Origin of the sequence: Pararoseomonas sp. SCSIO 73927 (genome assembly GCF_037040815.1) — a bacterium.
In the GTDB taxonomy this organism is placed as follows: domain Bacteria; phylum Pseudomonadota; class Alphaproteobacteria; order Acetobacterales; family Acetobacteraceae; genus Roseomonas.
This window is the reverse complement of sequence record NZ_CP146232.1, coordinates 4,699,325-4,720,714: the sequence shown is the minus strand read 5'-3', so window position 1 is coordinate 4,720,714 and position 21,390 is coordinate 4,699,325. Positions and strand designations below refer to the sequence as shown.

At 74.9% G+C, this 21,390-nt stretch carries 16 protein-coding genes; 5 read left to right on the top strand and 11 right to left on the bottom strand.

The genetic code is table 11. The annotated features are described in order from the left end of the window. Positions 1–5: 5 nt before the first annotated feature. The 6 genes from VQH23_RS22290 to ugpB all read right to left on the bottom strand — a co-directional run bounded on the left by VQH23_RS22290 (position 6) and on the right by ugpB (position 6,958). Positions 6–203: a hypothetical protein gene (locus VQH23_RS22290; RefSeq protein WP_338662861.1), complete on the bottom strand. Its 198-nt coding sequence runs from the start codon at positions 201–203 to the stop codon at positions 6–8. A 116-nt stretch (positions 204–319) separates the two neighbouring features. Beyond that, a complete protein-coding gene (locus VQH23_RS22285; RefSeq protein WP_338662859.1) occupies positions 320–2,641 on the bottom strand; it encodes a glycosyltransferase in 2,322 nt (773 codons plus the stop codon). A 43-nt stretch (positions 2,642–2,684) separates the two neighbouring features. Continuing rightward, positions 2,685–3,752, bottom strand: coding sequence for a sn-glycerol-3-phosphate ABC transporter ATP-binding protein UgpC (ugpC, locus tag VQH23_RS22280; RefSeq protein WP_338662858.1), 1,068 nt, complete (start codon positions 3,750–3,752; stop codon positions 2,685–2,687). Positions 3,753–3,755: 3 nt separating this feature from the next. Next, positions 3,756–4,574, bottom strand: a complete 819-nt coding sequence (gene ugpE, locus VQH23_RS22275; protein WP_338666144.1) for a sn-glycerol-3-phosphate ABC transporter permease UgpE — start codon at positions 4,572–4,574, stop codon at positions 3,756–3,758. Between the two features lie 95 nt (positions 4,575–4,669). Further along, positions 4,670–5,551 carry a sn-glycerol-3-phosphate ABC transporter permease UgpA gene (gene ugpA / locus VQH23_RS22270; protein WP_338662857.1) on the bottom strand — a complete coding sequence of 294 codons (882 nt, stop codon included), beginning with the start codon at positions 5,549–5,551 and terminating at the stop codon, positions 4,670–4,672. Between the two features lie 48 nt (positions 5,552–5,599). Next, complete coding sequence (ugpB, locus tag VQH23_RS22265) at positions 5,600–6,958, bottom strand: sn-glycerol-3-phosphate ABC transporter substrate-binding protein UgpB (RefSeq protein ID WP_338662856.1); 1,359 nt, start codon at positions 6,956–6,958, stop codon at positions 5,600–5,602. A 178-nt stretch (positions 6,959–7,136) separates the two neighbouring features. Here ugpB and VQH23_RS22260 point away from each other — a divergent pair, with 178 nt between their 5' ends. Together VQH23_RS22260 and pcaF are read left to right on the top strand one after the other, a co-directional pair. Then, positions 7,137–7,355: a hypothetical protein gene (locus VQH23_RS22260; RefSeq protein ID WP_338662855.1), complete on the top strand. Its 219-nt coding sequence runs from the start codon at positions 7,137–7,139 to the stop codon at positions 7,353–7,355. A gap of 87 nt (positions 7,356–7,442) precedes the next feature. Then, the gene (pcaF, locus tag VQH23_RS22255; protein ID WP_338662854.1) at positions 7,443–8,651 is read left to right on the top strand and encodes a 3-oxoadipyl-CoA thiolase; all 1,209 of its coding nucleotides are present in this window, start codon (positions 7,443–7,445) and stop codon (positions 8,649–8,651) included. A 60-nt stretch (positions 8,652–8,711) separates the two neighbouring features. Here the strand turns inward: pcaF and VQH23_RS22250 are convergent, their stop codons facing one another. The 3 genes from VQH23_RS22250 to VQH23_RS22240 are packed head-to-tail and all read right to left on the bottom strand — an operon-like array spanning position 8,712 to position 14,867. Continuing rightward, entirely contained in the window at positions 8,712–11,135 is a 2,424-nt protein-coding gene (locus VQH23_RS22250; RefSeq protein WP_338662853.1) for a DUF6212 domain-containing protein, read from the bottom strand. 22 nt (positions 11,136–11,157) lie between these two features. Beyond that, positions 11,158–13,722, bottom strand: coding sequence for a glycosyltransferase (locus VQH23_RS22245; RefSeq protein ID WP_338662852.1), 2,565 nt, complete (start codon positions 13,720–13,722; stop codon positions 11,158–11,160). Beyond that, on the bottom strand, positions 13,719–14,867 hold the full coding sequence (locus tag VQH23_RS22240; RefSeq protein ID WP_338662851.1) for a glycosyltransferase: 1,149 nt from the start codon (positions 14,865–14,867) through the stop codon (positions 13,719–13,721). Before VQH23_RS22240 ends, VQH23_RS22245 begins: the two co-directional genes overlap by 4 nt. Before the next feature lie 192 nt (positions 14,868–15,059). On the opposite strand from VQH23_RS22240, the gene galE reads away from it, so the two are divergent. From galE to VQH23_RS22225, 3 genes are read left to right on the top strand one after another with little or no spacing between them, the layout of a single operon-like run. After that, a complete protein-coding gene (gene galE / locus VQH23_RS22235; protein ID WP_338662850.1) occupies positions 15,060–16,079 on the top strand; it encodes a UDP-glucose 4-epimerase GalE in 1,020 nt (339 codons plus the stop codon). Positions 16,080–16,081: 2 nt separating this feature from the next. Then, positions 16,082–17,146: a glycosyltransferase family 4 protein gene (locus VQH23_RS22230; RefSeq protein ID WP_338662849.1), complete on the top strand. Its 1,065-nt coding sequence runs from the start codon at positions 16,082–16,084 to the stop codon at positions 17,144–17,146. A 6-nt stretch (positions 17,147–17,152) separates the two neighbouring features. Continuing rightward, positions 17,153–18,253 carry a hypothetical protein gene (locus VQH23_RS22225; protein ID WP_338662848.1) on the top strand — a complete coding sequence of 367 codons (1,101 nt, stop codon included), beginning with the start codon at positions 17,153–17,155 and terminating at the stop codon, positions 18,251–18,253. 12 nt (positions 18,254–18,265) lie between these two features. Here the strand turns inward: VQH23_RS22225 and VQH23_RS22220 are convergent, their stop codons facing one another. Further along, positions 18,266–19,030 (bottom strand): hypothetical protein, encoded by a 765-nt coding sequence (locus VQH23_RS22220; protein ID WP_338662847.1) that lies wholly within the window; start codon positions 19,028–19,030, stop codon positions 18,266–18,268. Between the two features lie 13 nt (positions 19,031–19,043). Next, entirely contained in the window at positions 19,044–21,344 is a 2,301-nt protein-coding gene (locus tag VQH23_RS22215; RefSeq protein WP_338662846.1) for a glycosyltransferase, read from the bottom strand. Between the last annotated feature and the right edge of the window lie 46 nt (positions 21,345–21,390).

The window sequence follows — 21,390 nt, the reverse complement described above, 5'->3', positions numbered from 1 at the left end:
GGCGCCTAGACCCGCAGGTCGAGCAGGGAGCCGCGGGGCAGGGGTGTAGCGGGGGCGGCCGGCACCGCCTCCAGCGCGCGCTGGGGCGGCGCGGCAGAGCGTTCCGCCCCGCCCGCCGCGGCGCGGACCGGGCGGACCTCCCCGATGCCGGCGGCGCGGGAGACGTCCTGCGTGAAGGCGGCCAGGGAGTTGCTGCTGATCATGCGGAGGATCGTGCCGGAGAGGCGTGAATCCCTGGTTAACCGGGAGGGGCGAATGGCGTGCATGCCACAGCCTCACCGGCCCGGCCGTTAACACTCCAGCAACCGGTGGCTGTATTTCAGCCGATCCGGGGCGAGGGCAGGCCCTGCGCCTCCAGGAAGGAGAGCCGCGCCAGCAGGTCGTCGTCCCGGCAGAGCATCATCCCGCGCAGGCTCGCCCCCTCCGGCGCTTCCATCTCCAGTTCCAGCGCCGCCGTTCCCGCCGCCACCGTCACCGGCAGCGCGGTGGCGAAGTCGCCGGCGGGCAGGTCGGGGATCCTGGCGCCGCCGGCCGGGGCGGAATCGGCGAAGAGCGCGACGGCCAGCGCCCCGCCCCCCTCCGCCCGGAGCTCCAGGTGCAGGCGCAGCAGCCCCTCCGTCCCCGGCGGCAGGGGAAGGCGCAGCCGGGCCGGGCCGCCGGCCAGGGGCGTGCCCCACTCCGCCGGGGGGCGCCAGCCCACCCCGTCCCGCACCAGCTCGGCCAGGGCGATCGCAGGGTCCGGCGCCGCCGCATCCGCGCGCCCCAGCGGCAGGTGCAGCCCGAGCGGGAGGGAGAGGCGTTCCGCCAGCGGCGTCACCGGCGCCGTGCCGAAGGCGTCCAGCGCGGCCACCACCTGCGCCAGCACCGTGTCCCATCGGCGCCGGGGCGGCAGGGCGGCCACCGCCGCCTCCGCCGCTTCCAGCGCACCGGGCTCGAAGAGCAGCCGCTCCACCGCCGCCGCCATGGCCGTCTCGCTCTGCGGATCGACGAGGACGGCCGCGCCCTCCCCGGATTCCAGCAGGGCGGAATGGGCGGGCACCACCGGCACCTTGCCCCAGGCCAGGCTCTCCGTAACGGGAAGCCCCCACCCCTCGTAGTGCGAGTTGTAGAGGGTGAAGAGGCAGTCCCGGTACAGCGCCGCCAGCCCGCCGTCCGAGACGTCGTGCAGCAGCACCACGTGGCGGGAGAGCTCCGCGCTGCCCTCCAGCAGGTTCATCGCCGCCTCCGCGTGCCAGCCCTTGCCGCCGACGCAGACCAGCCGCGGCACGCGCGCCGGGCCGTGGCGGCGCAGCAGGGCCAGCCAAGCGCGGAAGGCGGTCAGGTGGTCCTTCCGGCTCTCCACCGTGGCGACGAAGAGGACGTAGGGCTCCGGCGGCCGCGGCGCCCGCGTGCCGTCCAGCGCGGAGGGGTCCGGCGCCGCGTTGCCGCGCGGGTCGGCATCCAGCCGCACCACCTCCATCGGCAGCTCAAGCCCGGGCAGCAGCGCCTCCAGGAAGCGGCGGCCATCGGCGCGCGTGCACTCGGAGTTGCAGAGCACCCCGTGGGCGTGGACGCCCATGGAGGAGAACCAGCGGACATAGTCCTGCACCAGCACCCGCACGCAGTGCTCCGGCATCACCAGCGGCACGCAGTCGTGCAGGAAGGGCACGAAGCGCAGCCCGGCGGCGCGCTGCGCGGCGCGCAGCCCGCGGAAGTAGTCCGGGATGCCCCAGGAATTGCCGAGGTTCACCAGGGTGGTGCCGGGCACGAAGCCGTGCGCCCGGCCCCGCGAGACGGCCTCCAGCACGGCGTCCCGCGCCGCGACCCAGCCCGGCTCCTCGGTGTCGCTGCCCGACGCCGCCGCCGCGAGAAGGCGGGACAGCGCCTCTGCGGGGACGGCGCGCCAGGCCGCCCGCTCCCGGTCGAAGGCGAGATAGGCGGCGTCCAGCCCGGCGCCGAGCGCCGCGCCGACGAGGCTGGCCTGCACGCGCTGGATCCCCGTGAGCGTCCGCCGCCCTCCGAAGTGGAGGAGGAGGTCGCTCACGTCGAAGGCGATCCCGCCCCCGGCGGGCACCGCGGCGCGCGGACCGGCGGCGCCGCCGGCGCGCAGCATCGCCATGCGCGGGCGCGGCGGCGGGGCGAGCATCGTCGGCATCCGCGGCGCGGGGCGCGGTGGGGCAGGGGGCGGGGTAAGGGGCGGCGTCGGCGTGGGGTGGGGCACCGACGCCTCGGCGGCAGGCGGGACGATGCGGGCCGGCGGGTGCGGCGGCTCGGGCGGGGCGGGATCCCCGGCCATCAGCGCGGCGACGGCCGCCTGCACGCCGGGGCCCGATGTCGCGCCCGTCTCCAGCGCCACGGCCATGGCGTAGCGCTCCCAGGCCTCCTCCGGCCGCCCGGCGGCGCGGAGCGCGTGCCCCGCGTGCCGGTGCGGCGCGGGATCGGCGGGGGCCTCGGCGGCGGCGCGGGCATAGGCGGCGAGGGCGGCGTCGGGATCGCCCGCCCGCCGCAGGGCGTGGCCCTGCCAGAGCAGCGCCCCGGCCGGCTCCGGCAGGACGCCCGCCTCGGCCGCGTAGCGCAGCGCGGCCTCCGCGAAGCGGCCCTCGTGCCACAGGCGGGCGGGCTCCTCCGGGGCGGCGGGGGTCTCGTTCGGCCAGGCGTCCATGCAGGGATGGGTAGCGGTCGGCGGCGCCGGCCGGAAGGGGTGATCAGGGGTCCAGCCGCTGCCCGCTGCCGGCATCGAACACGTGGAGATGCGCGGGCGGCAGGCGGACGGGCAGGGTGGCGCCGGAGAAGGCGCCGGGGAGCCGCGCCGTGACCGCCAGCCCGCCGGGCGCGCGGCCGTGCACCACCGTCTCCGACCCCAGCGGCTCGATCAGCTCCACTGCCAGAGGCAGCGAGCCGGGTCCGTCGCCGTGCACCACGTGCTCGGGCCTGAGGCCGAGCGTGAGGGGCATTCCGGCCGGGCCGGGGCGCGGACCGTCGGCGAAGGGAATGGCCTGGCCCTCTGCGGTGCGCGCGGCCAGCCCGCCCTCCTCCAGGGTCGCGGGGATAAAGTTCATGGAGGGGCTGCCGATGAAGCCGGCCACGTAGGTGTCGGCGGGGCGGGAGAAGATCTCCATCGGCGGCGCCACCTGGGCGGGGCGGCCGGCGTTCATCACCACCAGCCGGTCGCCGAGCGTCATCGCCTCCACCTGGTCGTGGGTGACGAAGAGGGAGGTGACGCCGAGCCGCCTCTGCAGCCGCCGGATCTCCGCCCGCATCTGGACGCGAAGCTTGGCGTCGAGGTTGGACAGCGGCTCGTCGAAGAGGAACAGCGCGGGCTCCCGCACGATGGCGCGGCCCATCGCCACGCGCTGCCGCTGCCCGCCGGAGAGCTGCTTCGGCTTGCGGTCCAGCAGGGCGCCGATGCCGAGGATGTCGGCCGCGTCCTTCACCCGCCTGTCGATCTCGGCGCGGGGCAGGCCGCGGATCTTCAGCCCGTAGGCCATGTTCCCCTGCACAGTCATGTGCGGGTAGAGCGCGTAGTTCTGGAACACCATGGCGATGTCGCGGTCGGCCGGCTCCAGCCCCGTCACGTCCCGGTTGTTGATGACGACCTGGCCGGAGGTGGGCGTCTCCAGCCCCGCCACGATCCGCAGCAGGGTGGACTTGCCGCAGCCGGAGGCGCCGACGATCACCACCAGCTCGCCGTCCGCGACCTCGAGGTCGATGCCGTGCAGCACGGCGGTGGCGTTGAAGGACTTGCGCACGTCGCGCAGGGAAAGCGTGGCCATGGGTTACTTCTCGGTCTCGGTCAGGCCGCGCACGAACCAGCGCTGCATCAGCGCCACCACCAGCACGGGGGGCAGCAGGGCCAGCACGGCGGTCGCCATGATGGTGTTCCAGTCGTTCTGGCTGTCGCCGCGCCCGATCATCTTGGACAGCCCCACCACGATCGTCTCCATGGAGCGGTCGTTGATGATCAGCAGCGGCCAGAGGTACTGATTCCAGCCGTAGATGAAGAGGATGACGAAGAGGGCGGCGATGTTCGTCAGGGAGAGCGGGAGCACCACGTCCTTCAGGAAGCGGAGCGGGCCCGCGCCGTCGATTTTCGCCGCCTCCACGAACTCGTCGGGGATGGTGAGGAAGAACTGGCGGAACAGCAGCGTGGCGGTGGCGGAGGCGATCAGCGGCACCACCAGCCCCGGCCAGGTATTGACGAGGCCGAGGTCCACGATGACCTGGAAGGTCGGGATGATCCGCACTTCCACGGGCAGCATCAGCGTGATGAAGATGGCCCAGAAGGCCGCCATCCGCAGAGGGAAGCGGAAGAACACCACGGCATAGGCCGAGAGAATGGAGATCGCGATCTTCCCGACGGCGATCAGCACCGCCATGATCAGGCTGTTGAGCAGCATGGTGCCCGCCGGCGTGGTGCGGGTGCGCCCGCCGCCCTCGTTCCAGGCGATGCCGAAATTCTCGGCCCCGTGGCTGCCTGGCAGCAGCGGCACGTCGCCGCGCCCGATCGTGCCGGCATCGTGGGTGGAGCCGACGAGCGTCATCCAGATCGGGAAGGCGACGATGAGCACGCCGAGGATCAGCGCCCCGTGCGCCATCACGTGCGAGAGGATTCGGCGGCGGCGCGTGGCGCGCAGCAGGGCGTCGTCGCGCACGGGCACGGGAGCCGCCATGGAAGCCGCGACCGGCGCCATCAGTAGTGCACCTTCTTCTCGACGGCCCGGAACTGGATGGCGGTCAGCGCGATGACGATGATCATCAGGATCACGCTCTGCGCCGCGGACTGCCCGAGGTTCAGGTTCTCCACCCCGTCGACATAGACCTTGTAGATCAGCGTCTCCGTCGCCTTGGCGGGCCCGCCATTGGTCAGGGCGTGGATGATGCCGAAGGTCTCGAAGAAGGCGTAGGTCAGGTTCACCACCAGCAGGAAGAAGGTGGTGGGGGAGAGCAGGGGGAAGATCACCGTCCAGAAGCGCCGCGCCGGCCGGGCGCCGTCGATCGCGGCCGCCTCCAGCACGGAGGCCGGGATGGATTGCAGCCCCGCGAGGAAGAAGATGAAGTTGTAGGCGATCTGCTTCCAGACCGCGGCGATGACCACGAGGATCATCGCGTGATTGCCGTTCAGCCGGTAGTCCCAGGGCACGCCGATGGCGCGCAGCCCGCGGCCGATCATCCCGACCTCCGGCTGGAACAGGAACAGCCAGAGCACCGCAGCGACGGCGGGGGCCACCGCGTAGGGCCAGATAAGGAGGCTGCGGTAGACGGTGGCGCCGCGGAGCGACTTGTCCGCCTGCACCGCGAGGAAGAGGGCGAGACCCAGCGCGAGGCCCGCGACGCAACCGGAGAAGACGACGGTGTTCATCGCGGCGTTCAGCCAGGTCGGGTCCGACAGGACCTCCTGGAAGTTCTCCAGCCCCACGAACTCGCGCGAGAAGCCGAAGGCGTCCTCTCGCAGGAGGGACTGGTAGATCGCCTGGCCCGCGGGCCAGAAGAAGAAGACGAAGGTGACCGCGAGCTGCGGCGCGAGAAGCGCGATCGGCAGCAGGCGGCCCCGGAAAATGACTTTTTTCTGCATCGCGCCCCTGGTGGCGCCGGGCGGAGGGATCCGCCCGGCGCCGTGCGGTCAGTTGTTGCGGTTGGTGCGCTCGAAGTTACGCAGCACCTGGTTGCCGCGGGTATTGGCGTTCTGAAGGGCCTGCTCGGGCGTCTGCTGGCCCTGGAAGGTCTTCTCCATCTCCTCCTGGATGATGTTCCGGATCTCGATGAAGCCGCCCAGGCGGATGCCGCGGCTGTTCGGGGTGGGCTCGCCGCCGCGCAGCATCTGCTCGATCGGCACGTCCGCGCCCGGGTTCTGCGTGTAGTAGCCCGTGGCCTTCGTCGCCTCGAAGGCGGAGCGGGTCACAGGGACGTAGCCCGTGTCGCGGTGCCACTTGGCCATCACCTCGGGGGTGGAGATGTAGCGGTAGAACTCCGCCACGCCCCGCAGCTCCTCGCGCGTGCGCTGGCCGCTCGGGCCGCGGTTCATGGTCCAGAGCGCCGCGCCGCCGATGATGGAGTTGCGCGGCGCGCCGGCCACGCCCTCGTAGTAGGGCAGCATCGCCACGCCCCAGTTGAAGCGCGCCTCGCGCCGCACCCGCGCCTGGGAGCCGGAGGACATGAAGGAGATGGCGCACTCGCCGGTGGGGAACAGCGCCTCGGCCGCGGTGTCGCGCCCGCCGTAGCGGAACAGGCCTTCCTTCTGCCAGTTCGCCAGGTTCGTCAGATGGCGCGTCAGGACGGGGTTGGCGAGGTTCAGCTCGGTGTTCAGCCCCTCGAACCCGTTGCTGCGGGAGGCGAGCGGGACGTTGTGGATGGCGAGAAGCTGCTCCACCATGATCCAGGACGGCCAGGAGGTCGTCATCGGGCAGGCGATCCCGGCGGCCTTCAGCTTGCGGGCCGCTTCCTCGACGCCCTGCCAAGTGGCGGGGAAGGCGTTCGGGTCCAGCCCGGCGCGCTGGAACATGTCCTTATTGTAGTAGGCGATGGAGGTGCTGCTGTTGAACGGCATCGCCATCATCCGGCCGTCCGCGGCGGCGTAGTAGCCGGCGACGGGGCCGATGAAGTCGCGCGTGTCGATCGCCACCCCCGTCTCGGCGATGATCTCGTGCAGCGGCTTGATGGCCCGGCCCGCGTTGATCATCGTGCCCGTGCCCACCTCGAACATCTGGACGATGTGCGGGGCGCTGTTGGAGCGGAAGGCGGCGATGGCGGAGACGACCGTCTCGGCGTAGCTGCCGCGGAAGCTCGGCACCACGCGGTACTGATTCTGCGTTCCGTTAAAGTCGGTGGCCAGCTGCTCCAGCATGCCGCCGAGCGGCTGGTTCAGCCCGTGCCAGAACTGAATCTCGACGGGCTGCTGCGCCCGGGCCGTGGAGGCAACAGTGAAGGGGGCCGCGAGGCTCGCCAGCGCGAGCGCGCCGGCGGCAAGACTGCGTCGCCGCATGGTGGTTCGTTCCTTGGTCGGGACCCGGTTGCGGGTCCTGGTGAATCGCCGCCCGGGGTTAGCTCCCCGATGTTGCACATAGACTACAGTTCGATGACGGGTTGGTGGAAGGGTGCTCGTTCCCGTGGAGGGCGGGTCATCAACCCTCCCTTCAGCCTTCTCGCGGAGAGTTGCCGCCATGGAACGTGAATCCACCCCTCTCCATCCGGGCTTGTCGCCCGGCGCCCGCTCCGCGCCGAACCCCGCGGCCGCCGCGCTGCCCACCGCCCGGCCGCCCGACGGGACAGGGCTGCCGGCGATGGCCGTGGGGCGGCTCCGCCACGCGCTGGAGGGGGAGGCGCACTGCTTGGCGGCTGGCTTGGCGGCCGCATCACCCGCCGGGCCGCCAACGGGCTGACCTGCTTCACGGCTTCTCCGCGCCACCCCTTGCCGCGGCGGGCGCGATGCGCTTCCTCTGGCGCGAGAGGACCAAAGGGGAAACGCCATGGCCGAAGCCTTCATCTGCGACGCCGCCCGGACCGCCATTGGGCGCTACGCCGGCGGTCTCTCCGCCGTCCGGGCCGACGATCTCGGCGCGGTGCCCCTGAAGGCGCTGATGGAGCGGAATCCCGGCGTGGACTGGGCCGCGGCGGAGGACGTGATCTTCGGCTGCGCCAATCAGGCCGGCGAGGACAACCGCAACGTGGCCCGCATGGCGCTGCTCCTCGCCGGCCTGCCGGAGACGATTGGCGGCAGCACGGTGAACCGCCTCTGCGGTTCCGGGATGGACGCGGTGGGCACCGCCGCCCGCGCCATCAAGGCGGGCGAGGCCTCCTTCATGATCGCGGGCGGGGTGGAGAGCATGACGCGCGCCCCCTTCGTCCAGGGCAAGAGCGCGGAGGCCTTCGGCCGCGCCGCCGAGATCTACGACACCACCATCGGCTGGCGCTTCGTGAATCCGCTGATGAGGAAGGCGCACGGCGTGGATTCCATGCCGGAGACGGCCGAGAACGTGGCGCAGGACTTTCAGGTGAGCCGCGCGGACCAGGACGCCTTCGCGCTGCGCAGCCAGGGGCGCGCGGCGGCCGCCCAGGCCGCCGGCCGCTTCGCCGAGGAGATCGTCCCGGTCAGCATCCCCCGCCGCAAGGGCGACCCGGTGGTGTTCCAGCAGGACGAGCACCTCCGCCCGGACACCACGGCCGAGGGGCTGGCGAAGCTCGGCACGCCCTTCCGCAAGGAGGGCGGATCGGTGACGGCCGGCAACGCCTCCGGCGTGAACGACGGCGCCTGCGCGATCCTGGTGGCGGACGAGGCCGCCGCCCGCCGCCACGGGCTCACGCCCCGCGCGCGGGTGGTGGCCACGGCCACCGCCGGCGTGCCGCCCCGCATCATGGGCTTCGGCCCGGCGCCCGCCACGCGGAAGGTGCTGGAGAAGGCGGGGCTGGCGCTCTCCGACATGGACGTGATCGAGCTGAACGAGGCCTTCGCCGCCCAGGCGCTCGCGGTCACGCGCGACCTCGGCCTGCCGGACGACGCGGAGCACGTGAACCCCAACGGCGGCGCCATCGCGCTCGGCCATCCGCTGGGGATGAGCGGGGCGCGGCTGGTGCAGACGGCGGTCCACGAGCTGCACCGCCGCGGCGGCCGCTACGCCCTCTGCACCATGTGCATCGGCGTGGGCCAGGGCATCGCCATGGTGATCGAGCGGGTCTGAACGCCCGCTCGGGTCCGCCCCGGGGAGGGATCCCCGGGGTGGACCTGTCCCTCAGCAATCTTACGCGGCGGGGCGGCCCGCCTCCTGCAGCCCCTTCGCCGTCTCCGCCCACTCCCCGGTCTCCGTCACCGAGAGGCCGGCCTGCCGGCAGGCATCCTCCAGCGCGCGCGGCAGCACGGCCACCAGCGCCTGCAGCATGGCGGCGTCGCGCTCGTCCGTAACGCCGTCGAGGAAGGCGCGCAGTTCCGGCGCCGCGACGCGGAGGAAAGGGCCGTACTTGTCGCTCGTGCGGCCCAGCCAGTCCCGGAACACCTGCGGCCAGCCCGTCGCCTGCCGGAACTCCAGCCGCGGCTCCCCGTCCTTGCTCTGCACCTTGACGCGGACCGCGGGCCAGCGCGTCGGGCCGGAGGCGAGGCTCGCGATGGTCACGTCCAGGTGCCGGTAGGAAGCGCCGGGCAGGTGCTGGTGCAGCCGCACCGCCTCGTAGCGCGCCGGCGCGCGGGCCGGCTGGACGTTCGTCGGGGCCGTGCGGGGCGCGGCCCGGCTCTGAGCTGAGTCCCCCCCCGGAGCGGGGCCTGCGTCCGCTGTCCTGAACAGGGCGGCCGGCGGGGCGGCCACGGGCTGGCCCGGCGCCGCGGCACCGGCCGCCGGGGCCGGTGTTGCCAGGAGGGGTGGGGCCAGTAGCGGCGGAGCCTCAGGCGCGGTTGCCGGTGTCACCGGGGCGGCCGGAGGAGGCGGCGCGAAGGGCGGGGGCTGCGGTCCGCCCGTCGCCCCGGGCATCAGCAGCGCAGGCGCGGCAGCCAGGCTGGGCAGCGGAACAAGGAGCGGCGTCGGGGAACGGAGCGGCTCCGGCTGGCGAGGCAGAGGCGGCGGGGCCGCGACCGGATCAGCGGGCGGAGCCTGCGAATCCGCTGGGACGGGCGCGGTCCTGGCAGCCGGGACGGCCTCGCGGGACGGGATCACGGCGGCCGGATCCTGCTCGGGAAGCGCGCTGGTGCTGGCCTGGGCCGTGGGCGCCGGCGCGACGGGCGCCGGTTCCGTTTCCGTCGTAATGGCGGCGAACGCCGCGTCCTCCGCGGGGCTGGGCGCGCCCGGGCGCGAGGCGGAGGCCACCACGCCCGCGATCTCGGCCGAGGCCGGGCCCGGCCCGGCCCGCAGCGCGATGGCGAGACCCGCCCGGCCGCCGAGCCGGGCGGAGAGCGGCAGGGTCAGTTCAAGCCCCTCGTCCGGAACGCTGCGCCAGCCCGTGCCCGCCGCCCCGGGAGGCAGGCGTTCCAGCCCTGCCACGTCCTCGGGCAGCGCCTCCAGCGGATAGACCCAGGCCGCCGCATCGGCACCGCCGCCCGCACTCCCGAGCGAGATCCGCAGCCGGTCCAGCCCCGGCAGGTGCAGGTTCGGGAGCAGCAGCACCGCCCGGCCGCCCGCCGCCGCGCGCAGCATGGGGCGTGGCGACTCCTCCCCCAGCGCGACCGCCTCCGCCTCGCCCTCCAGCGCCCGCGCCTCGGCCCAGGCCGAGTCGGGCAGGCCCAGCGGCGTCCCATCCGCCGGGAGGACGAGCCCTGCCTCCTCCGGCATCCAGTGGGCCGGGGCGAGGTAGCGGCTGCCCGGCGTGCCGGCCCAGGCGCTGGCGGCCACCCCGTGCTCGCCCTCCACCCCGGACCAGCGCGCGTCGCGGGAGAGGCCGGGCACCCCGTCGCCCTCCGGCGTCACCTCGATCACCGCCGTCTCCTTCACCGGCCCGAGCGGGGCCGGCAGGTCCAGCGTCAGCCAGCCCGGCGCCAGCGCGCGCGCGGGCACGGCCCAGCAGCCCGCCACGCGGCCGCTCTCGCCCCCGATCAGCCGGACGCGCAGCGCGCCATCGCCGCTCCCCGCTCCGGCGAGGTGGAGGGCGATGGCGGCCAGCCCGGCCAGCCCCGTGCCCAGCGGCTGGCGGAAGGCGCCGAGGATCGGCGGCCCGTCCCCCGGTTCCCCGGAGAGGGTGAGCCGCGGCTCCGCCGGGGGCCGGTGCGCGAGGTAGAGCGTCGCCTCCGACATCGCCTCCCGCAGGGCCTCCATCTCCTGCCTTGCGGCCAGGATGGCGCCCGCCGCGTCCGCCTCCCGCGTGCGGGCGGCGGTGAGCGCCTCGGTGACGAGGGCGAGGAGGCCCGGCAGCGCCGCCTGGCCGGTGGAGGCCAGCACGAAGGGCGGGGCCGGCAGGCCCGCCGCCTCCTGCCACCAGCGGCCCAGCGCGCCGATCCGCAGCCGCTCGCTGGCGACGAGGGCGAGGGTAGCGGCGGGCGGCATCTCCACCGGCACGGCGGATGCCGGATCGGGCGCGCGGGTGCCCGCGGGGTGGAGGAGGGTCAGCCCCTGGCGCTGCGACGCCATCCAGACGTCGAGCGAGGGGGTGGCGAGGGGGGAGGGGTCCATGACCCCCTCCGCGACGATGACCATGGGGCGCCCGCCGGCCAGGCGCGGCAGGTGCAGGGGGTCGGCGTGCAGCATCACGGGGCGGGAACCTCTGGTGTCACGTCGTGGGGTCGGCCGGGCCATCTTGGCCGGCCTCGAGCCAGTCGAGGAGGGGGCGGGTGCGCGCCGCCAGGTCCGGCAGGGCGGCGGCGCGGGCGGCGGCGGCGCGCGCCAGGGCTCGCAGGCGGCCCCGGTCGGCCGAGAGGTCGGCGAGGCGGTCGGCGAAGGCGGCGGCCACGGCCGGGTCGGCGTGCGCCTCCACCAGCAACCCGTCCGTCCCATTCGCCACCATCTCGGCCACTGCGCCGGTGCGGGTGGCGATCGGCACGCAGCCCATGCGCTGCGCCTCGAGGATGATGAGGGGCGAGCCCTCGAAGCGGGAGGGCAGGACGAGCACGTCGGCCCAGGCCAGCAGCGCGTCCACCCCCGCGCCGTCGGCGGGGGGCTCGATCTCGAGGCCGGGGATGGGCTCGGGGTCCCGCGCCAGCACCGCGCGGCCGGCGGCCCGCCACTCCGCCCAGGGCGTGAGGGCGACGATGTCGCGCAGGCGGCCGAGGCCCTTCTGCGGGTCCAGGCGGCCGACGAAGAGGGCGCGCAGCCGCCCCTCCCGCCCCTCCCGCGCGGCCAGGGCCGCTGCGGCCGCGCCAGGGGCGGCCTCGTGCCCCGGGCCGTTGGGAAGAACGAGGATTTTCGAGGCGGGGATGCCCTGCGCCAGCCCCCAGTCCCGCAGCCCCTCGGAGACGACGGCGACGGCGTCGTAATCGCCCTCATGCGCCAGAAGCGCGTGGGGGTTGCCCATGGGCGCCCCGGCTGCCTCGCGCTCCACCACGTGCAGCCCGGCGGCGGTGCGGATGCCGAGGGTCCGCAGCGCCCCGGCGATGGCGTGGACGCCGCGCGCATGGGTGGCCAGCACCGCGGCCATCGGCGCCAGCTGGCCCACCGCGTCGCGCAGCGCGCCCTCGCCCAGCCCGGGCGCGCCGGGCAGGGGAGCGCCGAGATAGGAGGCGTTCGGGTCCACGCCTTCGATCCCGCTGGCGATCCCGCCGCGCGCGGGGAACTGCACCGTCTCAAAGGCGGCCAGGGCATCGGGCGGCAGCTGCGCCCTGCCCGCCCCGGTCAGCACGAGGTGGGGGCGCCAGCCCGCCGCCCGCAGCGCGCGGGCGTAGCCGACCAGCACGCGCTCCACCCCGCCCATCTCGAAGACCGGTGCCGCGAGCCCAACGTCCCGCGCGTCCGGCGCGACCCAGGGCAGCACGGCGCCCGCCCCGATCAGCTCGCCGTAGCCAAGATGGGCGCGGGCGCGCGGGCGGCGCCAGTCGCCGCGCCACTCGCCCCGGTCGGGGTGGCGCGTCGCGAAGGCCTCCACCAGGGCGGCGTACTCGGCCTCCGCCTCCGGCCGCGGATCGGGCAGGGAAGGGGCATCCGGCACGGTGACGCGCAGCCCGGCCCGGCGCCGCGCCGCGGAGTCCAGCGAGGCCCCGAGGGGAGCGGAGTCCTGCCACGCTTCCGTGCGGTAGAGCAGGAGTGCCGCGTCCTCCGGCATCCCCTCCTCGCGCTCCACCCCCAGTCGCGCGGGCGGGCCGGCGGAGAGGGCGATGCCCACCGCATCCGCCCCGCGCAGCAGGATCTCCGCCTGCCACAGCGCGTTGTGCAGCAGCCGCCCGGCCGCGAGCGCCTCCAGCGCACCCGCGGCGGCGAAGAGGAGGAAGGGCGGCGCGTGCACGGCCTGCGGATGGCGGGCCGCTTCCACGATCAGACGGCGCGCGGCCGGGCGGTCTAGCGGCGAGCGGCCGGGGCGCAACGGGTCCACGACCGGCTCCGCGCCGGGCGACCCCGCCCGGAACAGAAGGAAGCGCGGCACCTCCACCGATTCGAGCGCGAGCAGGCGGCGCGGCCGGGCGAGCTCGCGCAGCCTGCCGCGCATCCCCGCCAGGATCGCCGCGCGGCGCCGCTCCGCCTCCACCCGCATCCCGCCCGCGCGGCGGCGGTAGGCGAACCCGGACATGGGAAGGTGGCGGCCGCGGAACCCCGCCGCGCCGGCGCGGAGCCAGAAGTCCCAGTCCTCAAAGCCCTGCCGCATGCCCTCGTCGAAGCGGAGCCCCGCCTCCAGCACGCGGCGGGAGACGAGGCTGCCCGCGTCGCTCGTGTTCTCCAGCAGGTGCAGGAGGAGGGAGTGTTCCCCCGCCGCCGAGGCATGGCCGGGGACGCCGAAGAAGTCGAAATCCGGGTAGACCCAACCCGTCCCCGGCCCGGAAGCCTCCAGCAGCGCCGCGGCGCGGTGGATCAGCCAGGGCCCCAGGCGGTTGTCGGCGTCGAGGAAGAAGACCGCGCGGCAGCCCGGCCAGGCGCGCAGGACGAAGTCGATGCCCGTGTTGCGCGCGGCGGAGAGCCCGCCATTGGCCCGGCGCAGCAGGAAGACGCGGCCGGGATGGGCGGCGGCGAAGCGCAGCCCTGCCGCGCGTGTCTCCGGCATCGGGCAGCCGTCATCCACCACCACGGCGGCCACGCGGCGCGGGCCGCGCTGGGACAGCACGGAGAGGATCGCCTCCTCGAGCAGCGCCGGCTGGCGGAAGGCGGGGATGACGACCGCGATCTCCGGGGCGGCGGGGGCCTCCCCGCTCATGCCGCGACCCCTGGCCGGCCGAGCAGGAGCCCGCGCAGCCGGGCGAGGTAGCGGCCGGCCATGGCCGGCCCGTCCCACGAGGCCGCGAGGCGCCAGGCCGCTTCGGTCCTAGGCCCGGCCTCCTCGGGGTTCAGGCAGGCGGCCAGCGCGTCCGCCATGGCGGCCAGGTCCTCCGGATCGGCGAGGACGGCCACGCCCGGCGCGGCCTCGCCCAGCGCCTCCAGCGCGGCCGGGCTGGCGGCCACGGGCAGCCTGTGGCCGGCGGCCTCCAGGAAGGCGAGCGGCGCGCCCTCCAGCCGGGAGGGCAGGGCGAGGAGGTCCGCCCCGGCCAGGAGCGGCGCCGGGTCCGGCCGCGGCCCGAGAAGCCGCAGCGGGTGCCCGGCCGGCGCCGCCCGCCGCAGTTCCTCCTCCAGCGCGCCGGTCCCGGCGCAGGCGATCACCCCGCCGGTGCGCCGCGCGAAGGCCTCCGCCAGCTCCGGGAGATGGTCCGCGCCCTTCGCCGCGTCGAGCCGGCCGAGGAAGAGGGCGACGGGCGTGTCCGGGGGCAGGCCGAGCCCCTCGCGCAGCGCCGCGCGGGCCGCGGCGCGGTCGACCGGCGCCGGGAGATCCACGCCGTTCGGGATCGTCGTCACCCGGCCTGGCGGCAGGTCCAGGAAGCGCTCCAGCCGCGCGGCCGTGGGGGCGGAGACGGCCACCCAGTCCGCGCGCAGCGCGGCGGCGGCGGCCAGCGCCCCCGAATCCAGGCCCGCCGGCACCTCATCACCGCCCGGGGCGAGGTGGGAGACGACGAGGGTGGGGAGGCCCGCCTCCGCGAGTGCCTCCATGGCGCCGCCGCCCTGGTCCGGCCAGGGCAGGGGCAGGAGGGCGATGTCCGGCGACGCGGCAGCGATCGCTTCGCGCGCGGCCTCTGCCTGGGCGGCCCGGGCCGTCTCCGGCAGGCCGCGGCGCCAGGCGAGGGCGGCTTCCAGCAGCGCGTGCCCGCGCCGCTCCAGCGCCGGCCGCAGCGCCGGGCCGGCGGCGAGGGTGACGGACATGCCCGCCGCGGCGGCGGCGTCGGCGACCCGCAGCGTGTGCGCCTCGGCCCCGCCGAAGCGCCCGTTAGGGAGGAGCACGAGCAGCCGGCGCGCGCGGGAGGTCGTCAGCATGCCCCATCCTACCCCCGGCCGGAGGCCTCGCCCATGCCCGGCCGGCCGCAAAAGGGCGGCCGATGCCGCGGTGCAACATACGTTCTTTGAACGTTAAAGGCTTTGGGATAGGTTCCCCCGGCGTCCAGAACGGGGTGCTCCGGGACACGGGTCCGAAGCGGGCCGCCCCCGGCCCGGACGCGAGGAGGTTGTATGGCGCGATACCTTGTGACGGGCGGCGCGGGCTACGTGGGCAGCCACGTCGTGCTGGCCCTTCTCGAGCGCGGCGACGACGTCGTGGTGCTGGACAACCTGCGACAGGGGCACCGCGGCGCGGTCTCGCCCGGGGCCGAGCTGGTGGTGGGCGAGCTGTCGGACCACGCGCTGGTGCGGGACACCCTGGCCGGCTGGCGCTTCGACGGCGTGCTGCACTTCGCCGCCCTCTCCCTGGTGGGGGAGAGCATGCGCGAGCCGCTGCGCTACATCGCGGAGAACCTGGGCAACACCATGTGGCTGGCGGAGGCGGCGGTGCGCGCCGGGGTCCGCCGCTTCGTCCTCTCCTCTACCGCCGCCCTCTTCGGCATGCCCACGCGCATCCCGATCGACGAGGCGGAGAACGTCGCGCCCGTCTCAGCCTACGGCGAATCGAAGCTGATGGCGGAGCGCGGGCTGGAATGGGCGGACCGCGTCCACGGGTTGCGCTCAGCCTCGCTGCGCTACTTCAATGCGGCGGGCGCCGATCCCGGCGGGCGCCTCGGCGAGGACCACGACCCCGAGACGCACCTGATCCCGAACGCAGTAAACGCCGTGCTCGGCCTCGGCCCGCCGCTCACCGTCTTCGGCACGGATTACGACACGCCAGACGGCACCGCGATCCGCGACTACGTGCATGTGGCGGACCTGGCGGACGCGCATCTGCGCGTGCTGGACCGGCTCGTGGACGGGCCCTCCCTCCGGTACAATGTCGGCAGCGGGACCGGCGCCTCGGTGATGGAGGTGATCGCGGCGGTGGAGCGGGCCGCCGGCCGCCCCGTGCCCCATACCCTCGGCCCGCGGCGGGAGGGTGATCCGCCGGTGCTGGTCGCCTCCAACGAGAAGCTGCGGCAGGAGACGGGCTGGGCTCCGCGGCTGGGCGCGCTGGACGACATCGTCGGCACGGCCTACGCATGGCGCGCCCGCAACCCGCGCGGATACCGGGGTCTCGCGGCGGAGAAGGAGGCCGTGAGCGCCTGACGATGCGGATCGCCCTGCTGATGAGCCACGCCGACCGGTCCATGGCGGGCGCGCTCCGCGACATGCACTTCATGCGCTTCCTGGCGGCGGGCGGGGCCGAGATCGCGGTGTTCCGCCTGCATCCCGGCGGCGCGGTGGAGCAGGAGGACTTCCTGGACGGCACGGTGCCCGTGACCTTCACGCCCTCCGACAACCCTGCGGAGATCCCGCACCGCCAGGTCTCCGCGGCGCTGCTGGACGCGGTGCGGGAGTTCGCGCCGGACGCGGTCCTGCTCAAGGGGCTGAGCTACCGCATCAACGCCGCCCTGCACGAGGCGCTCCGGGCCGCGGGGCCGGCGCCTCTCACCGGCTTCGTCGTGGGCGGCAGCGTGACGGACCCGCTGCTGGACCGCGCGGACTTTGTCTTCGGCGAGTACAGCGAGCAGCTGAACCGCCACTTTCCGCGCTTCGCCCGGGCGGGGCGGGCCTTCATCATGCCGAAATACGTGGATCTCGACGCCACGCGGCCGGACGCCCAGCCGGAGCCGCCGCTGCACGACATCGTCAATGTCGGCGGGCTGCACGAGAAGCGGAAGAACCAGGAGGACGTGGTTCCCTTCACGGATTCCTGGCGCGTCGCCCTCGTCGGCTCGGGCTCGCCGCGGCCGGAGGTGAAGGCGGCCGTGGCCGATCCCGCGAAGCTCACCCTCACCGGGCGCCTCAACTCACCGGAGGTGATGGCGCTGCTGAAGCGCTGCCGCATCATGGTCCACACCTCCCGCATGGACGGGCTGCCGCGCGCGGTGGTGGAGGGGATGGCCTGCGGGCTTCCCGTGGTGGTCTACTCCGCCACGGTGAACGGCGGCTTCGTCCAGGGGCAGCACGGCTTCATGGTGGGGCCGGAGGGGCTCCGGCCCGCGGTCGAGCTGCTGCTGCGCGAGGAGGGGTTGCGCCGCATGATGGGCCGGCGCGCGCGCCGCCACGTCGAGCACAATCACGGCCTGCCGGCGCTGGAGCGCGCGGCGCACGGATTCCTGGACTTCCTGGCCGGGGCGCCGGCGCCCCTGGCCGGCGCCGCGGTGGGCTAGCCCCGCTTGGCCGGCCGGATCCGCCGGATCGTCTTCACCGGCGACGTGCTGCGCCCCGGCGAGAACGGGTTCCGGCCGGGGCAGACCGAGAACATCCTCTGGTTCCACCGGCTCGTGCGCGCGCAGGCCGCCGCCGCCTCGCGCCTCGAGGTTCCCGTCGTCACCTGGGGGCGCGGCATCGACACGCCGGGCCTTTACGGGATGTGGGGCGCGGAGAAGAGCTGGCGGGGCTGGGCCCGGCTGTTCGACGCAGGCTTCGCGCCCGAGGGCGTAGTGGCGGCGATGGAGCGCGCCTTCGGCGACTCCGTCGTGATCGGCTTCGAGCTGGCTGAGTCGATGAAGCGCGTGCTGAGCCTGCTCGGCATCCCCTTCATCGACTTCGGCGTGCATCCCCTGCGGTTCCTGGACGACGTCTTCTTCGCCGTGCAGACGAACGACGCGGCGGTGTTCGAGGCGATGCTGCCCGACCACGCGGAGGACGGCGCCTTCTACGGCGCCGCCGGCCTCCTCGCCGCCACGGCACTGAAGGCCCGGCCGGAATTGCGCCTGGGCGCGGAGACGCTGATCATCGGGCAGACCCGGGTCGATCGCTCCCTCGTCCGCGGCGGACGGGTTGTGGACCTCTCGGACTTCGCCCCGGCCCTGCGCGCCGCGGTTGGGAACGGGGGCGCGGCGTTCAAGCCGCACCCCTACGCCCACACGGATTTTGGGGCGCTCGCGGCCGGCTTCTCCCTTCGCGCCCTGCGCGTGACGCACGAGAACGTCTACGCCCTGCTGGCGGCGGCGGAACTGCGGCGGGTGGTCGGCGTCAGCTCCTCCGTGCTGCTGGAGGCGCGCTACTTCGGGGTGGAGTCCGTGCTGTTGCATGAATCCCCCTTCGACATCCCGGACCGCCGGGCGGAGGCGGTACCGGGCCAGCACCTCAGCGTCATGGAGGCCTGGGGAGCGGCGGATTTCTGGCGGCGGATCCTGGCGCCCCTGCTGCCCGTGACGCGGATGGACGGGCAGGGCTTCCGCCGCGCGCCGAACGCGCTGCGGACCTCGCTGCGAAACTTCTGGGGCTACAACGAGCTGACGACCGACTTCCAGGCGCGCCTGGCCCGCTGACCGGCCGTCCGGTCAGCCGGGCACCTCCTCCCCCAGGGCTGCCGGCCCGGCGACCAGCCGGCGGAAGCCGACGCCGAGCCGGCGCGTCTCCCGCCCTCTCGGGTCCGCATGGACCGGGCCGAGGAGCACCAGGCCGAGATTGGCGCCCGCCGCCTCGAACCCCTCCCACCGGGCGATGAGGACGGCGCGGTTCGCGTCCGCCTCCGCCAGGGTCATGTCCAGCGGCTCGCCATTGGCGAGGATCGCGACGGAATCCTCCAGGAACGGCAGGCCGAAGGGCAGCTCCAGGTGGATCTCCAGCCGGATGGCGCCGGGGCCGAGGCCGGGGACGACGACCGAGGCGGCCGCGGCCTGCCCGCTCCAGCGCCGGCTCTCCCGCCCTCGTCCCTCCGGGCCGTACCAGCCGTAGCCGACGAAGTCGGGGTCCGCGGCGTTCAGCTCGAAGCGCGCGGGCGGCGGGGGAGGGATGGCGGCGCGCTCCTCGGGGATGTGGCGCAGCGGGTCGATCTGCAGCCAGTCCCCGCGCTCCCGACGGAACTCGGTCGCTGCCTGACGCGCGGCCCCGGCCTCGGCGGAGACCGCGCCGATCGCGTCGATCAGCCGCTCCACCACGTCGCGGACCGGCGGCGCCAGGGCCTCCAGCTCCGCCCCCATCCGCGCGCGCAGCGCCTCCGCCCGGGCGCGGGCGGCGGCTTCGGAGAGCGCCTCGTCCGCCTCCCGCAGCGCGTGCAGGTTGAGGGCGTCATTAGAAAGGTTAGGTGAGAGGTCCGGTGGCATGGGGTCTCCGGGATCAGGCGGGGCGCGGCGCGGCATCCGGCCGCACGCTGCCGGCCAGCGCGGCCAGGGTGCGGCAGGCCGCGCGCGCCGCGGCAGGGCCGAAGCGCGTCCGGCCGAATTGCAGGGCGCCCTCGCCGAGGCGCCGCCGAAGCTGCGGGTCCCGGATCAGGGCGCGGAGATGGGCGACGTAGGCGGCGCGGGAGCGCCCGACGAGGTAGGCGCTTCCCTCCCCGCCATGCAGGCCGAAGGCGCCCTCCTCCGTCAGCACGGCTGGCAGGCCGCGGCAGAGGTACTCCACCGTCTTGATCTTCAGCCCGCCGCCGTAGAACACGGGGTTGATGCCGATATCGGCGGCGTCGAGGAAGGCTTCGGTGCTCTCCAGCTCGCCGTGCAGCACGAGCCCGGGGACGCGCGCGCGGGCGAAGGCGGTGCAGACCTGTCCGGCCACGTGCAGCTCCGCCCCGAGATCCGCGACGGCGGGCCAGGCCTGTTCGATGAACCAGCGCAGCCCGTCGCGGTTCATCGGGCTGTCCCCGCCGAGGAAGACGATCCGCCGCACCGCCGGCGCGGTGTTCTGGCAGGGCAGGTCCGGCAGGGCGTGGGGCAGCAGGATGGAGCGCCCGGGCAGGGCGCCGCCGAGCAGCGCGTGCTCCGTCTCCTGGATGGCGAGGACCTGCTCGAAGCCGTCCATGATGCCGAGCTCCTCCAGCAGGCCGATCCGGAGGAAGTGCTCGCGGCCGAAATGCTCGAAATTGGCCACGCGCAGCGCCATCACGTCGTGCGTGTCCAGCACCCGCAGCGGCGCCGCCGGGCGGGCGTGGCGCAGGTAGGAGAGGCGGATGTACTCCAGGATGACGGCGGCGTGGCGCCCCGTCTCCAGCGCCGCTTCCAGCGCGGCGAAGTGCGTGGCGTCGAAGTGGCCGCGCTCGAAGGGCGTGAGCCGCGCATGGGATGGCACGGGCGAGGCCTGGCGGCCCGCCGGATCGCCGGGCGAGGCGATGAGCGCGCCGCGCCGCCCGAGCACCGCCGCAGCCCGCGCCTCGTCCTCCGGCTCCAGCGGGCCGAGGAAGAGGGTCTCCACGTCCATCTCGGCCCGCAGGAAGCGGAGCATGGCGGAGATGCGGGCCTGGTTGCCCAGGGCTTCGCGCCAGAAGGGGATATCCGTCACCAGCAGGGCCACGGGCCGGTCGATCAGCGCCTGGAGCGCCTCGCGGGACCGGAAGGGGGCGAGCTGCCGCCGGACCTCCCGCGCGTAGCGGGCGGCCAGCGCCGCGCTCTCCACCGCTACGTCGCGGCGGAAGCGCGGGTCCCGCGCCCAGCGCCGGGCGTGTTCCGCCGTGGCGGCGGCGTCGGGCGCGGCGTGGAAGGCGGCGCGGGCGCCGAGGCCCCGGAAGGCCTCCGCCGTGCCGATCACCGGGCGGCCATGGGCCAGCGCCTCCACGGTCTTGATCTTCAGCCCCGTGCCGCCCTCGTGCGGGTTCACCACGACGTCCATGCCCGCGTAGAAGTCGGCCGGTTCGCCCACGCCGCCCATGGGCACCACCCCGGGCCGGGCGGGGCCGGCGTAACGGGTGGCGCCGCCTGCGACGTGGAGCGCCGCCCCGGCCGCGCGCAGCCCGGCTATGTCCAGCCGCTCCATGAAGCGCGCCAGGGCGTGCCCGTTCAGCGGGTTGCCGCTGCCGAAGTAGCCGATCCGCAGCCCCTCATGCGCGCCCGGGGGCAGGGGCGCGGCCTCCGGTACGAAGCCGAGGGTGGCCACGGGGGCGCGCGTCATCGCCTCGAGGACCTGGCGCTCGTCGTCCTGGATAGCGAGCACGAGGTCGGCCCGGTCCAGGCCCCGCGCCTCCTCCTCCGCCGTGGTGTGAAAGAAGCCGATGGGCAGGCCGAGCGCCTCCAGGCGCAGGTGCCGGTCGGTGAAGACGTCGTGCGTGTCCAGCACGCGCAGCGTGCCGGCGGGGAAGAGCTCCAGGGCCCGGCTGAGGAAGACGTACTCGACGAGGACGAGGTCGTAGGACGCCGCCCCGGCCAGGGCGGCGATCGCCTCCTCCAGCGCCGGCGGGAACCAGTCGTCCAGCGCATGGGTCTCGCCGAGGCTCCGCCGCTCCGCCGACCGGTCGTAGGGGATGAGGTGGAGTGCGTCCCAGGCCCGGTCCATCGCCTCCAGGGCCGCCTCGTCCACCGCCTCGCGCCGGACGAAGGCGAACTCCACCCGGTGCCCGAAGCCCTGCAGTGCCCGGAGGAGGGCGTGGATGCGCTGGCGGTTGCCGGCATCCTGCGGGTGGGTCGGCGTCGGCGAGATGACGAGGCAGCGCATCAGGGGCGGGGCATCACGCGGGGTGGGTGGCGGGGGGAATGGGGCG

Bases quoted from the DNA above. Each gene is read 5' to 3' on its own strand.
- ugpC (WP_338662858.1), bottom strand. From the start codon at position 3,752: ATGGCCACGCTTTCCCTGCGCGACGTGCGCAAGTCCTTCAACGCCACC.
- VQH23_RS22250 (WP_338662853.1), bottom strand. From the start codon at position 11,135: ATGCTGCACGCCGACCCCCTGCACCTGCCGCGCCTGGCCGGCGGGCGC.
- VQH23_RS22215 (WP_338662846.1), bottom strand. From the start codon at position 21,344: ATGCGCTGCCTCGTCATCTCGCCGACGCCGACCCACCCGCAGGATGCC.
- ugpE (WP_338666144.1), bottom strand. From the start codon at position 4,574: ATGGCGCACGGGGCGCTGATCCTCGGCGTGCTCATCGTCGCCTTCCCG.
- galE (WP_338662850.1), top strand. From the start codon at position 15,060: ATGGCGCGATACCTTGTGACGGGCGGCGCGGGCTACGTGGGCAGCCAC.
- VQH23_RS22230 (WP_338662849.1), top strand. From the start codon at position 16,082: ATGCGGATCGCCCTGCTGATGAGCCACGCCGACCGGTCCATGGCGGGC.
- VQH23_RS22290 (WP_338662861.1), bottom strand. From the start codon at position 203: ATGATCAGCAGCAACTCCCTGGCCGCCTTCACGCAGGACGTCTCCCGC.
- VQH23_RS22240 (WP_338662851.1), bottom strand. From the start codon at position 14,867: ATGCTGACGACCTCCCGCGCGCGCCGGCTGCTCGTGCTCCTCCCTAAC.
- ugpB (WP_338662856.1), bottom strand. From the start codon at position 6,958: ATGCGGCGACGCAGTCTTGCCGCCGGCGCGCTCGCGCTGGCGAGCCTC.
- VQH23_RS22220 (WP_338662847.1), bottom strand. From the start codon at position 19,030: ATGCCACCGGACCTCTCACCTAACCTTTCTAATGACGCCCTCAACCTG.
- pcaF (WP_338662854.1), top strand. From the start codon at position 7,443: ATGGCCGAAGCCTTCATCTGCGACGCCGCCCGGACCGCCATTGGGCGC.
- VQH23_RS22285 (WP_338662859.1), bottom strand. From the start codon at position 2,641: ATGGACGCCTGGCCGAACGAGACCCCCGCCGCCCCGGAGGAGCCCGCC.
- VQH23_RS22260 (WP_338662855.1), top strand. From the start codon at position 7,137: ATGGAACGTGAATCCACCCCTCTCCATCCGGGCTTGTCGCCCGGCGCC.
- VQH23_RS22245 (WP_338662852.1), bottom strand. From the start codon at position 13,722: ATGAGCGGGGAGGCCCCCGCCGCCCCGGAGATCGCGGTCGTCATCCCC.
- ugpA (WP_338662857.1), bottom strand. From the start codon at position 5,551: ATGCAGAAAAAAGTCATTTTCCGGGGCCGCCTGCTGCCGATCGCGCTT.